This window comes from Candidatus Allofournierella excrementavium (genome assembly GCF_048526665.1).
Lineage (GTDB): Bacteria > Bacillota > Clostridia > Oscillospirales > Ruminococcaceae > Allofournierella_A > Allofournierella_A excrementavium.
In genome coordinates this window covers 24,397-45,472 of the sequence record NZ_DBGFPE010000003.1, presented here as the reverse complement: position 1 = coordinate 45,472, position 21,076 = coordinate 24,397, and the positions used below count along the sequence as shown (strand labels likewise).

17 protein-coding genes are annotated in these 21,076 nt (G+C 65.4%); 15 read left to right on the top strand and 2 right to left on the bottom strand.

What is annotated here, in order from left to right; translation table 11 throughout:
* From ACMI1Q_RS00470 to coaD, 6 genes are all read left to right on the top strand, one after another.
* Positions 1 to 843: M15 family metallopeptidase (locus ACMI1Q_RS00470; protein ID WP_419502419.1), on the top strand; the 843-nt coding region annotated here is incomplete at its 5' end.
* Between the two features lie 15 nt (positions 844 to 858).
* Positions 859 to 2,136 carry a M16 family metallopeptidase gene (locus tag ACMI1Q_RS00465; RefSeq protein ID WP_419502418.1) on the top strand — a complete coding sequence of 426 codons (1,278 nt, stop codon included), beginning with the start codon at positions 859 to 861 and terminating at the stop codon, positions 2,134 to 2,136.
* Entirely contained in the window at positions 2,129 to 3,385 is a 1,257-nt protein-coding gene (gene yfmH / locus ACMI1Q_RS00460; RefSeq protein WP_419502417.1) for an EF-P 5-aminopentanol modification-associated protein YfmH, read from the top strand. Before ACMI1Q_RS00465 ends, yfmH begins: the two co-directional genes overlap by 8 nt.
* Positions 3,386 to 3,408: 23 nt before the next feature.
* Positions 3,409 to 4,524, top strand: coding sequence for a prolipoprotein diacylglyceryl transferase (gene lgt, locus ACMI1Q_RS00455; RefSeq protein WP_419502416.1), 1,116 nt, complete (start codon positions 3,409 to 3,411; stop codon positions 4,522 to 4,524).
* Between the two features lie 28 nt (positions 4,525 to 4,552).
* Positions 4,553 to 5,407 (top strand): bifunctional methylenetetrahydrofolate dehydrogenase/methenyltetrahydrofolate cyclohydrolase FolD, encoded by an 855-nt coding sequence (gene folD / locus ACMI1Q_RS00450; protein ID WP_419502415.1) that lies wholly within the window; start codon positions 4,553 to 4,555, stop codon positions 5,405 to 5,407.
* A gap of 49 nt (positions 5,408 to 5,456) precedes the next feature.
* Complete coding sequence (coaD, locus tag ACMI1Q_RS00445; protein WP_394980797.1) at positions 5,457 to 5,969, top strand: pantetheine-phosphate adenylyltransferase; 513 nt, start codon at positions 5,457 to 5,459, stop codon at positions 5,967 to 5,969.
* 70 nt (positions 5,970 to 6,039) lie between these two features.
* On the opposite strand, the gene mnmA is transcribed toward coaD, so the two are convergent.
* Positions 6,040 to 7,110, bottom strand: coding sequence for a tRNA 2-thiouridine(34) synthase MnmA (gene mnmA, locus ACMI1Q_RS00440; RefSeq protein WP_419502414.1), 1,071 nt, complete (start codon positions 7,108 to 7,110; stop codon positions 6,040 to 6,042).
* Positions 7,111 to 7,134: 24 nt separating this feature from the next.
* Positions 7,135 to 7,584 (bottom strand): ribonuclease HI, encoded by a 450-nt coding sequence (gene rnhA, locus ACMI1Q_RS00435; RefSeq protein WP_330058461.1) that lies wholly within the window; start codon positions 7,582 to 7,584, stop codon positions 7,135 to 7,137.
* 391 nt (positions 7,585 to 7,975) lie between these two features.
* On the opposite strand from rnhA, the gene ACMI1Q_RS00430 reads away from it, so the two are divergent.
* From ACMI1Q_RS00430 to ACMI1Q_RS00390, 9 genes are all read left to right on the top strand, one after another.
* Positions 7,976 to 9,853, top strand: coding sequence for a ribonuclease J (locus ACMI1Q_RS00430; protein WP_419502413.1), 1,878 nt, complete (start codon positions 7,976 to 7,978; stop codon positions 9,851 to 9,853).
* Between the two features lie 28 nt (positions 9,854 to 9,881).
* Positions 9,882 to 11,864 (top strand): DHH family phosphoesterase, encoded by a 1,983-nt coding sequence (locus tag ACMI1Q_RS00425; RefSeq protein ID WP_419502412.1) that lies wholly within the window; start codon positions 9,882 to 9,884, stop codon positions 11,862 to 11,864.
* Between the two features lie 39 nt (positions 11,865 to 11,903).
* Positions 11,904 to 12,350, top strand: a complete 447-nt coding sequence (rplI, locus tag ACMI1Q_RS00420) for a 50S ribosomal protein L9 (RefSeq protein ID WP_330058467.1) — start codon at positions 11,904 to 11,906, stop codon at positions 12,348 to 12,350.
* A gap of 70 nt (positions 12,351 to 12,420) precedes the next feature.
* Positions 12,421 to 13,824, top strand: a complete 1,404-nt coding sequence (dnaB, locus tag ACMI1Q_RS00415) for a replicative DNA helicase (protein ID WP_419502411.1) — start codon at positions 12,421 to 12,423, stop codon at positions 13,822 to 13,824.
* Entirely contained in the window at positions 13,811 to 15,172 is a 1,362-nt protein-coding gene (tilS, locus tag ACMI1Q_RS00410) for a tRNA lysidine(34) synthetase TilS (RefSeq protein ID WP_419502410.1), read from the top strand. Before dnaB ends, tilS begins: the two co-directional genes overlap by 14 nt.
* The gene (gene hpt, locus ACMI1Q_RS00405) at positions 15,169 to 15,714 is read left to right on the top strand and encodes a hypoxanthine phosphoribosyltransferase (RefSeq protein ID WP_419502409.1); all 546 of its coding nucleotides are present in this window, start codon (positions 15,169 to 15,171) and stop codon (positions 15,712 to 15,714) included. The genes tilS and hpt overlap by 4 nt, the downstream gene beginning before the upstream one ends.
* 159 nt (positions 15,715 to 15,873) lie before the next feature.
* Positions 15,874 to 17,910 carry an ATP-dependent zinc metalloprotease FtsH gene (ftsH, locus tag ACMI1Q_RS00400; RefSeq protein WP_419502422.1) on the top strand — a complete coding sequence of 679 codons (2,037 nt, stop codon included), beginning with the start codon at positions 15,874 to 15,876 and terminating at the stop codon, positions 17,908 to 17,910.
* 40 nt (positions 17,911 to 17,950) lie between these two features.
* Complete coding sequence (locus ACMI1Q_RS00395; RefSeq protein ID WP_394981369.1) at positions 17,951 to 18,916, top strand: hypothetical protein; 966 nt, start codon at positions 17,951 to 17,953, stop codon at positions 18,914 to 18,916.
* Positions 18,917 to 19,077: 161 nt separating this feature from the next.
* Positions 19,078 to 21,057: a DNA gyrase/topoisomerase IV subunit B gene (locus tag ACMI1Q_RS00390; RefSeq protein WP_419502408.1), complete on the top strand. Its 1,980-nt coding sequence runs from the start codon at positions 19,078 to 19,080 to the stop codon at positions 21,055 to 21,057.
* Positions 21,058 to 21,076 lie beyond the last annotated feature (19 nt).

Genomic DNA, 21,076 nt, shown 5'->3' with positions numbered 1-21,076 from the left:
GCCGCCCGCGCCCGCCGCAAGCGTCAGGTGGCGCGCAACCGCCTGATCTTCTGTGCCGTCTGCCTTGTGCTGATCGCCGCGGTGGGCTTCGGCGTGTTCAAGCTGGTGGGCGTTCTCACCGACGGGAAGGAGAACAGCGGCGCCTCGGGCCAGAGCACCAGCCAGACCACCAGTTCCTCCGGCTCCGCTTCCACCTCTTCCAGCGAACCGGCCAGCGAGCCCGCCAGTGAGCCCGCTTCCTCCGGCGAGACCGTCACCCCCGCCACCGACGGCGACTGGCGGCTGACCCTGGTGAACAACAACGTGGCCCTGCCGGAGGACTGGCAGATCACCACCAAGGTGGCCGAGGCCTCCACCCAGAAGGAGCTGGCGGACGAAGCCGCCGACGCCTACATGCAGATGAAGCAGGCCGCCGCCGTGGACGGGGTGGAGCTGCTGCTCTGCTCGGGCTACCGCACGGTGGAATACCAGCAGAACCTCTTTGACCAGGAAAAGCAGAAATGGCTGGACCAGGGCATGTCTGAGGAGGAAGCCTACGACAAGGCCAAGACGGTGGTGGCCGTGCCCGGCTATTCCGAGCACAATTCCGGCCTCGCGGCGGACATCGTCACCCCCGACCACCAGACCCTGGACTCCGCCTTTGCAAATACCGACGCAGCCAAGTGGCTGTTCGAGCACGCGCCGGAATACGGCTTCATCCTGCGCTATCCCGAGGACAAGCAGGCCATCACCGGCATCATCTACGAGCCCTGGCACTACCGCTATGTGGGTGTGGAGAACGCGAAAGCCATCACCGAGAGCGGCAAGTGCCTGGAAGAATACCTGGACGGGCTTTCCGCCTGACCGAAAAGGAGACCTATGAGCTTACACACCGAATCCATCGCCCCCGGCGTGCAGCTGCACACCCTGCCGGCGGATAAATTCAACCGCTGCCGCCTTTCCATCCACTTCCGCTTCGCCGCCGCCCGGCCCGCGGCCACCGACCACGCCCTGCTGCCGCTGGTGCTGGAGCGGGGCTATTCCGCCTGCCCGGATATGACCGCCCTCTCCCGCAAGCTGGCCAGGCTCTACGGCGCGGACCTCACCGTGGCCACCTTCATGCAGGGCGCCTGCCGGGTGCTGAGCGTCAGCGTCACCGGCATCAAGGACGAGTTCGCCCTGGAAGGAGAGCACCTCTCCGCCGAGTACGCGGCGCTTGCCTTCGGCGTGGCCTTTGAGCCCTATTTTGAGAACGGCGCGTTTTCCGCCGAGGCGGTGAACATCGAAAAGGCCACCCTGGCCCGCCAGCTGGAGAGCGAGATCAACGACAAGCGCCTTTACTGCGTGCGGCAGGCCCAGCGCCGCTTCTTTGGGGATTCTGCGGCGGGCGTCGCCCGGGACGGCTATCTTGAGGACCTGCCCGCCGTCACCCCCGCCAGCCTCACCGCAGCCTACAAGGACATCCTGCGCACCGCCTCCATCGACGTGATGGTGCTGGGCATGGACGAGGCCGCCGTGCGGGCAAAGCTGGCTTCGGCGCTGGAAGGGCTGCGCCGCGAACCGGCCCCGCTGCCCTCGTTCCTGGCCATGCCCGCCGTTCCGACGCAGCATTTTGAGGAAAAGCTGGACCTTGTGCAGGCAAAGCTGTGCATGCTGTTCACCATGGGCCGCCCGGCGGACCCGGAAGAACTGGACGCCTACCGCATGGCCATGTGCGTGTTCGGAGGCCTGCCCTCCAGCCGCCTGTTTTTGAACGTGCGGGAAAAGCAGAGCCTCTGCTACTACTGCGCCAGCCGCATCACCGCCGCCTCCGGCTGCATGATGGTGGACAGCGGCGTGGAGCCCGCCAATGCCAAAAAGGCCGAGGCGGCCATCCTGGCGGAGCTTGAAAAACTGCTGGAGGGCCCCATCGCCCCCGAAGAGCTGGAAAACGCCCGCCTTGCCCTTGCCAGCAGCATGGCCGGCGTGGGCGACAGTCTGGCAAGCATGGAGAACTGGTATTTCGGCGAGATCATGCGGGGCGGCCGTGTCAGCACCCCCGAAGAGGCCGCCGCCCGGCTGGAGACCATCGGGGCGGACAAGGTGCGGGACATCCTGTGCCGGTTCACCCTGTCGGTGAGCTATCTTGTGACCCAAAAGGAGGAGACCCATGGCTGAGAACTTTGAAGCCGTGCGCCGCGCCGTCGGCTGCCAGAGCGCCGTGCTGGAAAGCGGCCTCACCGTGCTGGTGCGCCCCATGCCGGGTTACAGCAGCACCTACGCCATCTACGGCACCCGTTTCGGGTCCATCGACCTGGACTTTGAGGTGGATGGAAAGACCGTCCATCTGCCCGCCGGCACCGCCCATTTTCTGGAGCACAAGATGTTCGAGAGCGAGGAGGGCGACGCCTTCGCCCGCTTTGCCAAGACCGGCGCTTCCGCCAACGCCTACACCAGCTTCGACAAGACCTGCTACCTCTTTTCCGCCACCGACAAGGTGGACGAAAACCTGGACATCCTCCTGAGCATGGTGAACGAGCCCTACTTCACCGAGGCCACCATCCAAAAGGAACAGGGCATCATCGGCCAGGAGATAAAGATGTACGACGACAGCCCCGACTGGCGGGTGATGACCGCCATCTTCGGCTGCCTGTATCAGAACCACCCCATCCGCCACGACATCGCCGGCACGGTGGAGAGCATCGCCTCCATCACGCCGGACATGCTCTACGACAGCTGCCGCGCCTTCTATAACCCCGGCAACATGGTGCTGGCGGTGGCGGGCAACGTGACCATGGAGCAGGTGCTGGCCGCCTGCGAGCGGGCGAAACTGCCCGCCCGCCCCGGCAGCGTGCGGCGCATCGAAGCCGACGAGCCCGCGGCCATCGCCCGGCCCGAGGCCCGCTTTTCCATGCAGGTGGCAAAGCCCTGCCTTGGCGTGGGCTTCAAGGAGGCCCCGGTGCGCGGGGTGAAGTTCGAGGTCATCTGCGACATGCTCACCGAGGTCATCTGCGGCGGCATGACCCCCCTCTACCGCACCCTCTACGACCAGAATCTGGTGAACCCCGGCTTTGACGGCGAGTTCCTGGCGCTGGACGGCCTGTGCTGCTTCATGTTCACCGGCGAGACCGACCAGCCGGAAAAGGTGCGGGACATGCTGCTGGCCGAGATCGAGCGGCTGCGCACCGAAGGGGTGGACGAGGAACTGTTCACCCTGTGCAAGAACCAGCTCTACGGCGAGATGGTGCAGGACCTGGAGAGCACCGAGAGCGCGGCCTCGCTTCTGGCGGGCAGCTTTTTGCGGGGCTGCCGGCCGGGCGAGGAACTGGAAGCCCTTGCCAGCGTGACCAAACAGGACCTGGACGACGCCTTGCAGACCATGCTTCGTCCGGAGCGAAGCGCCACCGTGATGGTGGACCCCGCCTGAGGGCAGAAAAGGAGAAACAGCTTATGATGACGAATCTGGTCCAGTTCCCCCGTCTGGGGCTGGAGCTTGAAATTGACCGGGTGGCCTTTACCCTGGGCGGCCTGAACATCTATTGGTACGGCATCATCATCGCCGCGGGCCTGCTGCTGGCGCTGGTGTTCGCCTTCCACTACGCGGCGGACTTCGGCGTGGACGCCGACCGCCTGGTGGACGTGGTTCTGGTGGGCACGGTGTGCGCCATCATCTGCGCCCGGGCCTACTATGTGGCCTTCGCTCCCTTCAAATACGACTCCATCTGGGACATGATCAACCTGCGGGACGGCGGCATCGCCATCTACGGCGCGGTGATCGGCGCGGCGGTGTTCGGCGGCCTTGCCTGCAAGTGGCGCAAGGTGCCCATCCTGCCCACCTTCGATCTGGTGGCCATGGGCTTCCTCATCGGCCAGGGCATGGGCCGCTGGGGCAACTTCTTCAATCAGGAGGCCTTCGGCACCAACACCAACTCCCTCTTCGGCATGTACAGCCAGGGCACCCACGACTATCTGGCCCGCTGGCAGAGCCAGCTGGCGGCGGAGGGCGTCATGGTGGACCCCTCCATGCCGGTGCACCCCACCTTCCTCTACGAGAGCGTCTGGTGCTTCGTGGGCTTCTTCGCCCTGTGGGCCTTCATGAAAAAGCGCCGCTTCAACGGCCAGATCGCCCTGCTCTACGCCGTGTGGTACGGCGCGGGCCGCTTCTGGATCGAGGGCCTGCGCACCGACTCTCTGCTCATCCCCGGCTTGGGGCTGCGGGTGAGCCAGGTGGTTGCCCTTGTGTGCGTGGTGGCGGGCCTTGTGCTGCTGGCCGTGCTGGGCAAAAAGTACAAGAACGTTCCCTTTGAGGTGCAGCTGGCGGTGAGCGGCGACACCCTCAAACAGGCAAAGGCCGCCGGCCTCACCGACGAGCAGGTGGCCTCCATCGCCGGCAAGCTGCCGGTGGGCGCGTCCCACGCGGCCTTCGCGGCCCAGACCGCCCAGATCGCCCAGACCAACTGGGAAGCCCGGGCCGCCGCGCTGGCCCAGACAGCCCCGGCTGAGGAAGCCGCCCCGGCGGAAGAGACCGCCCCGGCAGCCGAACAGCAGGAGACAGCGGAAGAATAACCACCCGAACGAAAGGGGGAAAAACGCCATGGCGGCGCAGATCATCAGCGGAAAAACTCTGGCAGCCCAGGTCAAGCAGCAAGTGGCCGAAGAGGTGGCCCGGCTCAAAGGGCAGGGGATAACCCCCTGCCTCGCGGTGATGCTGGTGGGCAACGACCCGGCCAGTGAGGTGTATGTGCGGGGCAAGCAGAACGACTGCCATGAGTGCGGCATCGAAAGCCGCCTTGTGCGCATGGACGAAAGCGCCACCCAGGCCGAGGTGCTGGAGCAGCTGGGCCTTCTGGCAAACGACCCGTCGGTGCACGGGGTGCTGGTGCAGCTGCCGCTGCCCGCCCACATTGACGAGCAGGCGGTCATCGCCGCCATCCCCCCCGAAAAGGACGTGGACGGCTTCACCCCGGTGAACGTGGGGCGGCTGACCATCGGCCAGCAGTGCTTTCTGCCCTGCACCCCCGCCGGCTGCATCGAGATGCTGAAAGCCGCCGGCGTTTCCATGGAGGGCAAGCGCGCGGTGGTGGTGGGCCGCAGCAACATCGTGGGCAAACCCGCCGCGCTGCTGCTTCTGCGGGAAAACGCCACCGTCACCGTCTGCCACTCCCGCACCAAAGACCTTGCGAAGATCTGCGCCGAAGCGGACATCCTTGTGGCCGCCATCGGAAAGGCGAAGTTCATCACCGGCGACATGGTCAAGCCCGGCGCGGCGGTGATCGACGTGGGCATCAACCGCGGCGCGGACGGCAAGCTCTGCGGCGACGTGGACTTTGAAGCCGCCGCCGAAAAAGCCGCCTTCATCACGCCGGTGCCCGGCGGCGTGGGCCTGATGACCCGGGCCATGCTGCTGTGCAACACGGTGCAGGCCGCCCGCATGGCCGCCGGGCGCTGAAAAATCGCCCCATCCCGCCGGGCCTTTGCCCGGGAAAGGACTGAACCACATGGAAAAACGCATCGCCATCTGCCCCGGCAGTTTTGACCCCATCACCAAGGGTCACCTGGACATCATCCGCCGTGCGGCGAACCTCTTTGACGAGGTGATCGTCCTCATCATGGTGAACTACACCAAGACCAACACCGCCTTCACCGCCGCCGAGCGGGTGGAGATGGCCCGCCGGGTCACCTCTGACATCCCCAATGTGCGGGTGGACTACTACGCCGGCCTGCTGGCGGATTACGCCCGGCAGCAGGGGGCCTGCACGCTGGTGAAGGGCCTGCGCGCGGTGACCGACTTCGAGTACGAGTTCCAGATGGCTCTCACCAACAAAAAGCTCTATCCCAATCTGGAAACGCTCTTCCTCACCACCGACATCCAGTACATGTACCTGTCCAGCTCGGTGGTGCGGCAGGTGGCCAGCTTTGGCGGCGACATCTCCGAGTTCGTCTGCCCGGAACTTCTGGAGGACATCCAAAAGCGCCTTGCCCCGGCTCCCGGGGTGCTGCCCAACGCCTGAGAACGCATAAAAATGCCGGCGGCTTCTCCCTGAACGGGGAAAAGCCGCCGGCTCTTTTTTGTTCCGCGGGTCAGTCCAGCGCCTCGGCGATGAAGCCGCCGCCCATCACCGCGTCGCCGCCATAGAACACGGCGCTCTGGCCGGGGGCGGGGGCGCGGGCAGGCTCGTCGAACCGCACCAGTGTCTCGCCGTCGAAGGTGCAGCCCACCGGCGCGGCGGCGCTGCGCACCTTCACTTCGTAATGCCCGGCGGGCAGGGGCGCGCCGTCGGGGGTGCACACATCCGAAAGACGCATGCCGCCGAAGAATTCCTCACCGGCCCAGCCCAGGGCCACGTCGCCGTTCTCCCGGATGGCCTTCACAAAAGCGGGCTTGCCCAAAGCGAGGCCTAGCCCCTTGCGCTGGCCCAGGGTGTAGCGCAGCACCCCCTTGTGGGGGCCCAGGTCCGCGCCGTCCGGGGCGATGAAATGCCCTTCTTTGCCCGCAAGGCCCCGGCCCTCGATGAAGGCCGCGTAGTCCCCGTCGGGGATGAAGCAGATCTCCATGCTGTCCGGCGCGTCGGCGCAGGGGAGAGCGGCCTCCCGGGCCATTTCCCGAACATCCTCTTTTTCAAACTCGCCCAACGGCAGGCACAGCCGGCTCAGGATGTCCTGCCCCAGCCGGTAGAGCATGTAGCTCTGGTCCCGGGCGGTGCTCACCGCTTTGCAGACGGTGTAGACCCCGTCGCCCCGGTCCTCCACCCGGGCGTAGTGGCCGGTGGCGATGAAGCGGCAGCCCAGCTTGTCCGCCTCGGCCGCCAGCAATTTGAACTTCACCGCAGGATTGCACAAAACGCAGGGGTTGGGGGTGCGCCCGGCGCAGTAGGCCGCGCAGAAGGGCTCCACCACTTCTTTCTCAAAGGCCTCGCCCGCGTCGATCACCGTCAGCGGCACGCCCAGCGCCGCCGCGGCCTTTTGGGCCTCGGCCACCGCCTTGTCGTGGGTGGGGGAGAAGCGGATGACCGCCCCCTGCACCTCAAAGCCCTGCTGGCGCAGCACATTCACGCAGACGGCGCTGTCCACTCCGCCGGAAAGCCCCACCAGCACCTTGTCCGCCGCCTCAAAGGTGGAAAACCCGTTGCCGGGCAAAAACGCATCGCTCATTGCTCAAAACTCCTTGATTCTTTTTCAGGCCTGCCGCCCGCCGAATTTTTTGCTCTCGGCCACCGCCAGCCGGTCGCACCGCTCATTCTCGGGGTGGCCGGCGTGGCCCTTGATCCACTTGTAGTGGATGACGTGGCCCTCGGTCAGATTCAGCAGTTTCTCCCACAGGTCGGGGTTCAAAGCGGGGGATTTGTCCGCCTTTTTCCAGCCCCGGGCGCGCCAGCCCTTGGCCCAGCCCTTTTCCAGGCCGTCGATGACATATTTGGAATCGCTGCACAGGGTGATCTCGCAGGGCTCCTTCAGCTGTTCCAGCGCCGCAATGAGGGCCGTCAGCTCCATGCGGTTGTTGGTGGTCTCGGCTTCGCCGCCGCTCAGCTCCTTTTCGTGCTGCTTGTAGCGCAGCACCGCGCCCCAGCCCCCCGGGCCGGGATTGCCGCTGCAGGCGCCGTCGGTGAAAATTTCGATCTGTTTCATGGGCTCCTCCGTCCTGCTGCCCCGCGGAGGCGGGGCGGATGCTCTTATTATACCCGCTTTGGCCCCGGTGGGCAAGGCCGGACGGCAGGCATTCCGCGGCGCTTTTTTGTCTATACTGTCGTGAGGCAGCCCACCCTTTTTGTTGACAATAACCGATATTCGGCTGTATAATAAACGTAACTTTAAGCATCTGCTTAAAACCCGAGTGCGTTACAAAAAAAGGGCCCGGTCGCATTGAACAAATGGACTTTTCGTGCCCGGCGGCGCTGCCGCGAGACCCACCCGAACCCCATCAGAGGGCTACATACGCCCATTCACCCCGCGCCTTGCCCCGGCCCGCGTTCCGCGGCGGCCCGGGCATCTTTCGCGCACCATTTTACGGAGGAAATTTATGAATCAACCCAATCCCGAAAAGAACGCCCGCAAACCCAGAGCGCCCCGCGTCCCCAAAGCCGCGGCCCAGTCAAAGCCCGAAGCGGGCAAGAACGGCAAGGCAAAGCCCGCCCCCAAGGCGGCCCAGCCCGCCGAGAACCGCCCGGCGGACAATGCCCGCCGCAAGCCTTTTTACAGCCGCACCCGCCGGCCCCAGCAAAAGCAGAAGAACGGCCCCGCCGCCACCCCCATGCACATCATCCCGCTGGGAGGCCTTGGCGAAGTGGGCAAAAACATCACCCTGTACGAGTGCCAGGGCGACATGCTCATGGTGGACTGCGGCCTCGTCTTCCCGGACAGCGACATGTTCGGCATCGACCTTGTCATCCCCGACTTCACCTATGTGGTGCAGAATAAAGACAAGATCAAGGGCGTCATCATCACCCACGGCCACGAGGACCACATCGGCGCGCTGCCCTATCTGCTCAAGCAGGTGAACCTGCCGGTGTATGCCACCCGGCTGACCATCGGCCTCATCAAGAACAAGCTGGAGGAGCACGGCCTGCTGGGCCGCACCAAGCTGGTGGAGATCACCCCCCGGCGCAAGTTCAAGCTGGGCTGCTTTACCATCGACCCCATCCATGTGAACCACTCCATCCCCGACGCGGTGGCCTTCGCCATCGAGTGCCCGGCGGGCGTGGTCATCCAGACCGGCGACTTCAAGATCGACTACACCCCCCTCTCCGGCGGGCCCACCGATCTGGCCGCCTTTGCGGAATACGGCGCCAAGGGCGTGCTGGCTCTGCTCAGTGATTCCACCAACGCCGAGCGCCCCGGCTTCACCGCCACCGAGAAGAAGGTGGCCCAGAGCTTTGCGAACCTGTTCCGCCGGGCGGACAAACAGCGCATCATCATCGCCACCTTCGCCTCCAACCTCTACCGCATCCAGCAGATCATCGACCTGGCGGTGGAGAACGGCCGCAAGGTGGCAGTGAGCGGCCGCAGCATGGCCAACAACACCCAGATGGCCCTGGAGCTGGGCTACCTGCACGCCCCCGAAGGGGTGCTCATCGACATCGAGCAGCTGAACAAGTATCCGCCGGAAAAGATCGTGCTCATCACCACCGGCAGCCAGGGCGAGCCGCTGAGCGCGCTCTCCCGCATGGCTTCTTCCAGTCACCGCAACGTGCATGTGGGCCCCGGGGATTTCATCATCATCTCCGCCACCCCCATCCCCGGCAATGAGAAGATGGTCACCAAGGTGGTGAACGGCCTGCTTTTGCTGGGCGCGGAGGTCATTTATGAATCCATGTACGACGTGCATGTTTCCGGCCACGCCTGCCAGGAGGAGCAGAAGCTCATCCTCACCCTCACCGCGCCCAAGTTCTTTTTGCCGGTGCACGGCGAGTACAAGCAGCTGAAAAAGCACGCCATGACCGCCGAGAGCCTGGGCATCCCGGCCAAGAACATCCACATCGCCGAGATCGGCCAGGACATCCGCCTGTCCGCCGACGGGCTGGAGACCTGCGAGCCGGTGCCTGCCGGCGCGGTGATGGTGGACGGCCTGGGCGTGGGCGACGTGGGCAACGTGGTCCTGCGGGACCGCCGCCACCTCTCCCAGGACGGTCTGGTCATCGTGGTGGCCACCGTCTCCGCCGACGGCCAGCTGCTGGCCGGGCCGGACCTGGTCAGCCGCGGCTTCGTGTATGTGCGCGAGAGCGAGGAGCTGATGGACGAGGCCCGCAAGCTGGTCATCCAGTGCTTCGAGCGCTGCCGCGCCGAGCGCACCCACGACTGGAACAGCGTCAAGACCCGCGTGCGGGAGACGCTCTCCGCCTATATCTACCGGCGCACCAAGCGCAGCCCCATGATCCTTCCCATTCTGATGGAAGTCTGACCCTTTCCCCCAAGGAGGCGAATGTCCCATGCGTGACCGACCCCGTCTTACCCTGGAACTTGTCTGTGCGGCACTGCTGGCGCTGTGCTGCGTGCTCAGCGCCGTTCTGGCGGTGCTGGAGCCGGCCAGCCTTCTGGTGCTGGTGCCCGCCCTGGTGCTTATCGCCGTCGCCCTCATCCTGGGCGGGCGACATATCCGCCGGGCGGTCTGCCGGGCCGTCAGCTGCACCAAATTCGAGGGCAGCGAGCTGCAGCTGAGCCTTGAGTCGCTGCATCTGCCCGCGGCGCTGCTCAGCGGCAAGACGATGGTGTGGTACAACGACGCCTTCCGCCAGCGGCTGCTGGCAGGGGAGGACGCCTTCCTCCAGCCGGTGAGCCGGGCTCTGCCCGGCCTGGACCTGCGTCAGTGCGCCGAGGAAAAAGGCCAGAACCTGGAGCGGGCGGGCCGGCGCTACACCGCCTTTTCCGCCCCCGGCGCGGGCGGCTACGCCATTTTGTATCTGACCGACGACACCGAGCTGAAAAACGCCGCCGCCGAATACGCCGCCAGCCGCCCGGCCTACCTCATCATCGAGGTGGACGGCTACCAGGAGCTGGTGGCCGACCTGCGGGACTCCGAGCGCAGCCATGTGATGGAGGCGCTCAACCGCACGCTGGAACAGTACTTTGCCCGCACCAACGGCTTTTTGCGCCGGGTGTCGGTCTCCCGCTACATCGCCGTGGTGGAAGAGCGCCACATGAAGGAGATCGTGGCCGCCCGCTTCGATTTGCTGGACAAGGTCCGCTCCCTGAACGAAGGGGTGCAGCTGACCCTCTCCATCGGCGTGGGGCGGGGCGGCGGCTGCCTCAAAGAGTGCCAGCAGATGGCCCAGCAGTCGCTGGACATGGCCCTGGGCCGCGGCGGCGATCAGGCGGCGGTGAAGACCCCCGACGGATTCGAGTTTTACGGCGGCGTGACCCGCAGTGTGGAAAAGCGCAGCCGGGTCAAGAGCCGCATCCTGGCCAACGCCCTGGTGGACCTGGTGCGTCAGGCGGACAGCGTGGTCATCATGGGCCACCGCATGTCCGATCTGGACGCCCTGGGCGCCGCGGTGGGCGTGCTGCGCATCTGCAAAGGGCTGGATGTGCCCGCCGTCATCGCGGTGCGCCGCAAGGCCACCCTGGCGGCCAACCTCATCGAAGAGTTTGAGAAGGCGGGCTTCGGCGAGGATTTCATCGAGCCGGAAAAGGCCGCCGAACTGGTCACCGAAAGCACCCTGCTGGTGGTGGTGGACACTCACATCACGAACCTGGTGGAAAGCCGCGAACTGCTGGAAAAATGCGGTCAGGTGGCGGTCATCGACCACCACCGCAAGGCCGTGGGCCACATCGAGACCCCGGTGCTCTTCTGCCACGAGCCCTACGCCTCCTCCACCTGCGAGCTGGTGTGCGAGCTTTTGCAGTATGTGCCCGGCGAAGCGACCAATCCCACCCCGCTGGAGGCCCAGGCCATGCTGGCGGGCATCATGCTGGACACCCGCAGCTTTGCCCTTCACACCGGCGTGCGCACCTTTGAGGCCGCGGCCTACCTGCGGCGGATGGGCGCGGTCACCGAGGAGGTGCGGCTGCTCTTCAACTCCTCGCTGGAGGAATACACCGTCAAATCCAACCTGGTGGAGAGCGCCCGGCTGTACATGGGGTGCGCTGTGTCGGTGTCCGGCGAGCTGCCTTCCGGCATGGCGGTGGCGGTGCCCCAGGCCGCCAACGACCTGCTCACCATCAACGGCGTGGGCGCCAGCTTCGTGGCGGTGCAAAAAGGGGACGGGGTGAACATCTCCGCCCGCAGCATGGGCAAGGTGAACGTGCAGGTGATTCTGGAGCAGCTGGGCGGCGGCGGTCACATGACCATGGCCGGCGCGCAGCTGAAGAACGTCAGCCTGGACCACGCCGAGCAGATGCTCTGCGACGCCATTGCCGACTATCGCCGCCAGCAGCAGGCCAGCGCAAAAAATCAGCAGCCGGCGCAGCTGTAAAGGCCGCCCGCCTGCTCACATAAAAGGAGAAAACGAACCATGAAGGTCATTCTGAAACAGGACGTCAAAACCATCGGCAAAAAAGACGAGATCCATGAAGTGTCGGACGGCTACGCCCGCAACTTCCTGTTCCCCCGGGGCCTTGCCGCCCCGGCGGACGCCTCCGCTGTGAACATGGCCCGCACCAAGAGCGAGGCCCGGGAGCACCACGCCGCCGAGGCCCTGGCCGCGGCGCAGGCCCTGGCGGACAAGGTGAAGGACAAGACCGTCACCCTCAAGGCCAAGGGCGGCGCCTCCGGGCGGCTGTTCGGCAAGGTCACCGCCAAGGACGTGGCCGAAGCGCTGAGCAAGGTGGCCGAGACCGAGATCGACAAGCGGAAGGTGGAGCTGGAGCGGGACATCAAGGACTTCGGCACCTATTCCGCCACTGTGAAGCTGCACCCCGGCGTGAGCGCGGCGTTCAAGGTGAAGGTGGAGGAACTGTAAGCAGGCGGGCCCCGCGCCCGCGCAAGGCAAAAGCCGCCCCGCGCAGAGACGGGGCAAAGGATGAGGACTCATGCAGGATTTTACTTCCGTTGATCTTGAATCGCTGGGCGTCGCAAAGCCCTACAGCATGGAAGCCGAGCAGTCGGTGCTGGGCGCCGCGCTGCTGGAGAGCGAGTCTGTTCTGCCGGAACTGGTGGAGGCCTTGCGCCCGGAGATGTTCTATGTCCGCCAGAACGGCGAGATCTTCTCTGAGATGGTGCGGCTGTTCACCGCCGGCGAGCGGGTGGACCTGGTCACCCTGCTGGACGCGGTGGTGGCCGCCGGCGTGTTCGAAAGCCCCGACGCCGCCAAGGTGTATCTGGCGCGGCTGGGCGAGACGGTGCCCAGCATCAGCAACGTGGGGGCCTATGCCCGCATCGTGCAGGAAAAGTTTGTCTCCCGCCAGGTGCTGGAAGTGGCCCAGAGCATCCTGCAGCAGAGCGGCGAGGCCCCCAGCGCCGAGCTGCTTTTGGAGAACGCCGAGCAGAAACTTTATGAGATCCGCTCCGGCCGCGAGCAGAACAGCCTGACCAAACTCTCTTCCGCCCTGGTGGAGACCCTGGGCACCCTGCAGAAGATCACCGGGCCGGACAAGTCAAAATACGCGGGCATCCCCACCGGGTTTACTTATCTGGACACCATCCTCACCGGCCTGGGCCGTTCGGACCTGGTCATCCTGGCGGCCCGCCCCGGCATGGGCAAGACCAGCTTTGCCTTGAACATCGCCACCAATGTGGCCAAAAAGCAGCGGGTGCCGGTGGCTATCTTCAGCCTGGAGATGAGCAAGGAGCAGCTGACCAACCGCATCCTCTCCGCCGAGGCGGGCGTGGACAGCCACGCCTTCCGTTCCGGCGCGCTGGGCGACGCCGAGTGGGACGACCTGGCCCACGCCTCGGAGATCCTCCACGACGTGCCCATCTATATGGACGACACCTCCGGCATCACCATCCCCGAGGTCAAGGCCAAGATCCGCCGGGTCAACCAGGACCCCTCCCGCCCGCCCATCGGCCTGGTGGTCATCGACTACCTTCAGCTGATGACCAGCGGCAGGCGCACCGAGAACCGGGTGCAGGAGATCAGCGACATCACCCGAAACCTCAAGATCATGGCCAAAGAGCTGAACGTGCCGGTCATCGCTTTGAGCCAGCTGTCCCGCGCGGCGGAAAAGGCCAGCGGCCGGTCGGACCACCGGCCCCAGCTTTCCGACCTGCGCGACTCCGGCTCCATCGAGCAGGACGCCGACATCGTGCTGTTTTTGTACCGGGAGGGCTACTACGCCTCCATGAGCGGCCAGAGCCTGGAGGAGTCCGACGCCTCCACCGCCGAGTGCATCATCGCAAAGAACCGCCACGGCGAGACCGGCAAGGTGGACCTTGCCTGGGACGGCGCTCACACCCGGTTCATGAATGTGGATTATAACCATGGAACGATTTGAGGAAAGGGTGCTGGCAGCCTGCAAAGAGCTGCTGGCGCCCGGCGACAGGGTCATTGCGGCGGTCTCCGGCGGGGCCGACTCCATGGCCCTGTTGCAGTTTCTGCTGGAATATAAAGACGCTTTGGGCGTGGGGGTGGAGGCGGTTCATGTGGACCACCGCATGCGCGCGGATTCCGCCCGGGACGCCGCCTTCGTGGCGGAGTTCTGCAAAAAGAACGGCGTGCCCCTTCACGCCTTTGCCGCCGCCGCGCCGCCGGCCCGCCCCAGCGAGGAGTGGTGCCGCGAGCTCCGCTACGGCTTTTTCGAGACGCTGGCGGGCCCCGGCGTGAAGATCGCCACCGCCCACACCCTCTCCGACCAGGCCGAGACGCTGCTTCTGCGCCTTGCCCGGGGGGCCGGAGTGCGGGGGGCGGCGGGCATCCCCGCCGTGCGGGGATGCTACGTGCGGCCCATGCTGGGCGTCGCCAAGGCCGAGACGGAGGACTTCTGCCGCCGCCGGGGGCTCGCCTGGGTCACCGACGAGAGCAATTTTTCCGACGACTACGCCCGCAACCGGCTGCGCCGCCACGCCATGCCCGCCATCGAGGCGGCCTGCCCCGGGGCCGAAGCGGCTTTTGGGGAATTCTGCGCCCGCATGGGCCAGCTTGCGCAATATTTGCGCGGGCAGGGGGAACACTTGCTGATGAGCGCCGCCGCCGGCCCCGACGCCTGGCGGCTGGACGCGCTGGCCGCCGCCCCGCAGGCCGAGAGGGAAGAGGCCCTGCGCATCCTGGTGGAGGCCGAGCGGCCCCTGCGCAAGGGGGACATCCCGCGGCTGCGGGCGCTTGTGGAGCGCCGCGCAGGGGCGGTGCAGCTCACCGGCAGGGCGCTGCTGGCCGTGCGGGGCGAAGTGCTGGAACGCCGCCGCGTTGCGGAACACGCCGCCTTCGAACCGGTGACGGCGGCCCCCGGCGAATACCGGCTGCCCGGCGGCTTCGGGCTGCGGCTGCGGCTGGTGGAAGGGGACGATTGTGAAGAAACTATAAAATTTGCCCGAACTGCAAAAAAAACCTTCGACAATTGCGCAGATTATGATAAAATAGGCAGTAGCCTCTGTCTGCGCACCCGCCGGCCGGGGGACGTGTTCCGTCCCGCGGGGCGGAACGTGGACAAAACGCTGAAAAAACTGTTCAACGAAAAAAAGGTGCCGCCCTCCCGGCGCGGCGCGCTGCCGCTTCTGGCGGCGGGCGGCCGGGTGGTGTGGCTCTGGGGCGAGGGGTTCGCCCACGGCCTGCGGCCGGACGAAAGGACCCGGCGGCTGCTGGTGGCCGAGCCCTTTGACCGTGAACATGGGGAGGAAGAGGAATGAGCCAGAGAGACGACATCCTCAAGGTGCTGCTCAGCGAGGAGCAGCTGAAAGAAAAATGCGCCGAAATGGGCGCGCAGATCACCCGTGACTACGCCGGCAAGAACCTTCTGCTGGTCACCGTGCTCAAGGGGGCCGTGGTGTACATGGCCGACCTGATGCGCTGCATCGACCGGCCCTGCGCCATCGATTTCATGGTGGTCTCCAGCTACGGCAGCGGCACCAAGACCAGCGGCGTGGTGAAGATCGTGAAGGACCTGGACCAGGATCTTTCCGGCAAGGACCTCCTCATCGTGGAGGACATTCTGGACTCCGGCATGACCCTCTCCTACCTCAAGGGCCTTCTGCAGGGGCGCAACCCCGCCAGCATCCGCATCGCCACCCTGCTGGATAAGCCCAGCCGGCGCAAGGTGGACCTCGTGGCCGACTATGTGGGCTTTGAGGTGCCGGACGAGTTCGTGGTGGGCTACGGCCTGGATTACGATGAGCAGTACCGCAACCTGCCCTTTGTGGGGGTGCTCAAGCCCCACGTCTACGGCGGTTGACCAAAATGAAACGCGGGGGAAAGACCCCTGCGGATAGGAGATGAGCTTTTGCAGCACAGACCAAAATTCAACGGCGTCTACATCGCCGTGCTGCTGGCGCTGGCCCTGCTGGCGTTCAACCTGTGGACCACCTTCTCCACCGCTTCCAGCGGGGCGAGCATGCCCTACTCCAAGGTGGTGGACTACTTCGAGGCCAACCAGGTGGTGGGCTTCGAGATGGACCTGAACACCGGCAACCTGCGCCTGGCCCTGAAAGAGGGCGAGGTGCCTCTGCCGGAGGGCGTGAAGGAGGCCGCCGCCGAGCAGCAGCAGGCCCTTGACACCACCCAGGGCCTGCTCAGCGCCATGATGGGCAGCCAGCAGACCACCCAGGACATCCTTCCCACCGGGGAAGGCATCTACCACATCACCTACCGGCTGCCCTATCCGGGCATGTTCGTGAACTACGTGCAGGACTACATCGACCAGTACAACGAGGCGAACCCCTCGTCGCCCATGGTCTATGACTACATCGCGGCCCGGGCCGAGGTGCCCTGGTTCGACATCCTGCTGATGGTCATGCTGGTGGGCAGCATGGTGTTCGTGTTCTACACCATGTACCGCGGCAGCCAGGGCGGCGGCATCATGAACGTGGGCCGCGCCAAGGTCAAGGACCAGACCGAGGACAAGCGCAAGACCACCTTTGCCGACGTGGCCGGCGCCGACGAGGAGAAGAACGAGCTGGAAGAGATCGTCCAGTTTTTGAAAAACCCCGGCCAGTTCAACAGCCTGGGCGCCCGCATCCCCCACGGCGTGCTGCTGGTGGGCCCTCCGGGCACCGGCAAAACGCTGCTGGCCCGGGCCTGCGCCGGCGAGGCCGGCGTGCCCTTCTACTCCATCTCCGGCTCCGACTTCGTGGAGATGTATGTGGGCGTGGGCGCTTCCCGCGTGCGCGACCTCTTTGACAAGGCCAAAAAGACCGCCCCCAGCATCATCTTCATCGATGAGATCGACGCCGTGGGCCGCCAGCGCGGCACCGGCCTCGGCGGCGGCCACGACGAGCGGGAGCAGACCCTGAACCAGATGCTGGTGGAGATGGACGGCTTCGGCGCCAACGAGGGCGTCATCGTCATCGCCGCCACCAACCGCGCCGACATCCTGGACCACGCCCTGCTGCGTCCCGGCCGTTTTGACCGTCAGGTGTATGTGGGCCTGCCGGACATCAAGGGCCGCGAGGAAATTCTGAAGGTGCACACCCGCCACAAGCCCCTCGCTCCCGACGTGAACCTCAAGACCATCGCCCGCACCACCGTGGGCTTCTCCGGCGCCGACCTGGAGAACCTGGTGAACGAGGCGGCCCTGCTGGCCGCCCGCCGGGGCAAGAAGGCCATCACCGAGCAGGAGATCGAGGAGGCCAGCATCAAGGTGGTGGCCGGCCCCGAGAAAAAGAGCCGCGTGGTCACCGAGAAGGAAAAGCGCCTTACCGCCTACCACGAGGCGGGCCATGCCATCACCCATTACTACTGCAAGACCGCCGACCCGGTGCATGAGATCTCCATCATCCCCCGCGGCATGGCCGGCGGCTACACCATGAGCCTGCCCGAAAAGGACCAGAGCTACGTCACCAAGACCCAGATGCAGGAGCAGATCGTCACCCTGCTGGGCGGCCGCGTGGCCGAGCTGCTGGTGCTGGACGACATCTCCACCGGCGCTTCCAACGACCTGGAGCGGGCCACCAAGACCGCCCGGTCCATGGTCACCCGCTACGGCTTCTCCGAGCGGATGGGCCCCGTGGTCTACGGCTCCGACCCGGGCGAGACCTTCCTGGGCCGTGACTTCACCCAGGGCCGCGGCTATTCCGAGACCATCGCCGCCGAGATCGACAGCGAGATCCGCGACATCGTGGACGAGGCCTTCGAGACCGCCCGCCGCATGCTCACCGAGCACCGCGACCAGCTGGAAGTGGTGGCCCAGGCCCTGATGCGCCGCGAAAAGCTCAGCGGCGAGGAGTTCAAGACCCTGATGGAGGGCGGCCAGCTGCCCGAGGAAGCGGCGAAGCCTGCCGCCCCCGCCGCGGCCGAGGAGCCCGCCCAGCCTCAGGCTCCTGAAGCGCCGCAGCCCGTGAAGACTGCCGAGCCTGCTCAGAGCGCTGAGCCCGCCGAACCCGCACAGAGCGCCGAGCCCGCCCAGACCCCGGACGACGAGCCCCGGGCCTGACGCGGATTTCGCGCAACGGTATGGAAAGGAGCGATCCTTCATGGAAGAAAATTTTGACCTGTTGGCCCAGTCCCGCGCCAACTACTTCACCAAGGGCAGCCCGGTGCAGTTCGTCAAAGTGGAGCTGCTCAAGGGCGACGTGACCGGCGACATCGCCGTCTGCCTGTCCTTCAAGAACATCTCCGCCGCCCGCCTCACCCAGCTGCAGATCACCTTCAAGTGCAAGGACCGCAGCGGCGCGGTGGTCTGCCAGGACCAGTTCGTCTACGAAGACCTGAACGCCGCCCACGGCGAGGTCTTCGGCGCGGACGACGCGGTGTATATCAGCTCTTCGCCCATCGGCAGCGTGGAGGTGGAGCTGGGCACGGCCCGCTTCGCCGACGGCAGCTCCGTGGACCTGACCGGCTATCCCCGGGTGCGTCTGGCTCCGCCCAAAAAGCTGCCCGCCGAGCTGGCCGCAAAGCTGTGCGAGCGCACCCACAAAGAGGGCCTCACCGTGGTGCCTCAGGTGCTGGACGAGGGCTGGTACTGCGCCTGCGGCGCATTCCATCCCCGCGAGGAGGACGGCGTGTGGTGCAGCGAGTGCGGCTCTGACCGCATCCTGCTCCAGAACACCCTGTCCAGCCTGCTGCAGGGCGGCTCCAGCGAGCCTGTCACCGACGACGAGCCCACCCGCATGGTGCCGCCCGTCCGCCAGGAGGAGCCCACCCGCACCGTGCCGCCCATCTCGGGGCGCCCCGTGGCCGCCGAGCCTCTGGACGAGGAGGACGACGACGTGATCGTGGCTCCGCCCCGCCGCGCTGCCCGCCCCGCCGAGCAGGCGCAGCCCTCCCGCAGCCGCTACCAGGCCCGGGAGCAGTACGAGGAACAGTATGAGGAGCAGTACGACCAGGGCGAGGAAGATCCCCGCGACGTCATCGCCGGGCGCATCATCCGCTGGGCGCCTCCCATCACCGCTGTGCTGTGCGCCATCATCGCCGCTGTGGGCTTCCTGCTCACCCTGTGACACAAACCAAAAATAAAGCCGCGGTCCCTTCGCAAAGCGCAAGGGGCCGCGGCTTTTCCATCCCTTGACATTTTGTGGTCGGGCGTGGTTAAATAAATTTGTATGCGCAAAATATAGAAGAACGACCCCGCCTTGTGCCGGGGCAAAGAGGAGAGAACGGTTTGGCAAAAAAACAGGAATACTCAAACGAGAGCATCGTCAGCCTCAAGGGCGCCGACCGGGTGCGCAAACGCCCGGCAGTCATCTTCGGCTCCGACGGGGTGGAGGGCTGCGCCCACGCCATCTTCGAGATCCTCTCCAACTCCATCGACGAGGCCCGGGAGGGCTACGGTACCCGCATCACCCTCACCCGCTTCAAGGATGGCAGCATCCAGGTGGAGGACGGCGGCCGCGGCATCCCGGTGGACTACAACCCCAAGGAGGACCGCTACAACTGGGAGCTGGTCTTCTGCGAGATGTACGCCGGCGGCAAATACACCGCGGGCGAGGATAACTATGAATACTCCCTGGGCCTGAACGGCCTGGGTCTTTGCGCCACCCAGTACGCCAGCGAGTGGATGACCGCCGACGTCTGGCGGGACGGCTTCCACTACCACATCGACTTCAAAAAGGGCGAGCCGGTGGGCGGTTTGAAAAAGGAGCCCGCCACCCGCCGCAAGACCGGCACCACCATCCGCTGGAAGCCGGACGCCGAGGTGTTCACCGATGTGAACGTGCCCGCCGAATACTTTGCCGACACCATGAAGCGGCAGGCGGTGGTGAACGCCGGCCTGGAACTGGTGCTGGTGGACGAGACCGGCCCGGAAAAGACCACCACCACCTTCTGCTACCAGAAGGGCATCGAGGACTATGTGAACGAAATTGCCGGTCTGGACGGCCTGACCCCGGTGGTCTACTGCGAGTCTACCGCCATGGCCCGCGACCGGGAGGACCAGCCGGAATACAAGGTCAAGATGAGCGCGGCCTTCTGCTTTTCCAACAAGAACCAGCTGCTGGAATACTACCACAACTCCAGCTGGCTGGAGCACGGCGGCAGCCCCGACCGTGCGGTGCGCACCGCCTTTGTGAACCAGATCGACGCATTCCTGAAGGCGAAGAGCATGTACAAGAAGGGCGAGAGCAAGATCACCTTCGCCGACGTGCAGGACTGCCTCATCTACGTTTCCAGCAGCTTCTCCACCCGCACCAGCTACGAAAACCAGACCAAGAAGGCCATCACCAACAAGGGCGTGGCCCAGGTGATGACCGAGTTTTTGAAGCACAACCTGGAAGTCTATTTCCTGGAAAAGCCCGACGAGGCCCAGAAACTCTGCCAGCAGGTGCTCATCAACAAGCAGAGCCGCGAGCACGCCGAAAAGACCCGCCAGTCCATCAAAAAGACCATGGTCAGCCAGATGGACATCGCCAACCGGGTGCAGAAATTCGTGGACTGCCGCACCAAGGACCCCGCCCGGCGCGAATTGTACATCGTGGAGGGCGATTCCGCCATGGGCGCGGTCAAGACCAGCCGCGATTCCGAGTACCAGGCCATCATGCCGGTGCGCGGCAAGATTCTGAACTGTCTCAAGGCGGACTATGACCGCATCTTCAAAAGCGACATCATCACCGACCTCATCAAGGTGCTGGGCTGCGGCGTGGAGCTGGGCGGCAAGAGCAAAAAGGACCTTGCCACCTTCAATCTGGACAACCTGCGCTTCAATAAAGTGGTCATCTGCACCGACGCCGACGTGGACGGCTACCAGATCCGCACCCTCATCCTCACCATGATCTACCGGCTGGTGCCCACCCTCATCAAGGAGGGTTATGTCTACATCGCCGAAAGCCCCCTGTACGAAATCAACACCAAGGCCCGCACCTACTTCGCCTACACCGAGCCGGAGAAGGCCAGCATCCTTTCCCGCATCGGCGAGAAGGAGAAGTACACCATCCAGCGCTCCAAGGGCCTTGGCGAAAACGACCCCGAGATGATGTGGCTCACCACCATGAACCCGGAGAGCCGCCGCCTCATCAAGGTGGAGCCGGAGGACGCCGAGCGCACCGCCGCCGTGTTCGACCTGCTGCTGGGCGACAACCTCGCCGGCCGCAAGGAGCACATCGCCGAGCACGGGGCCGAGTATCTGGACGAACTGGATTTGTCCTGACGGCAGATTTGTGAGGTAA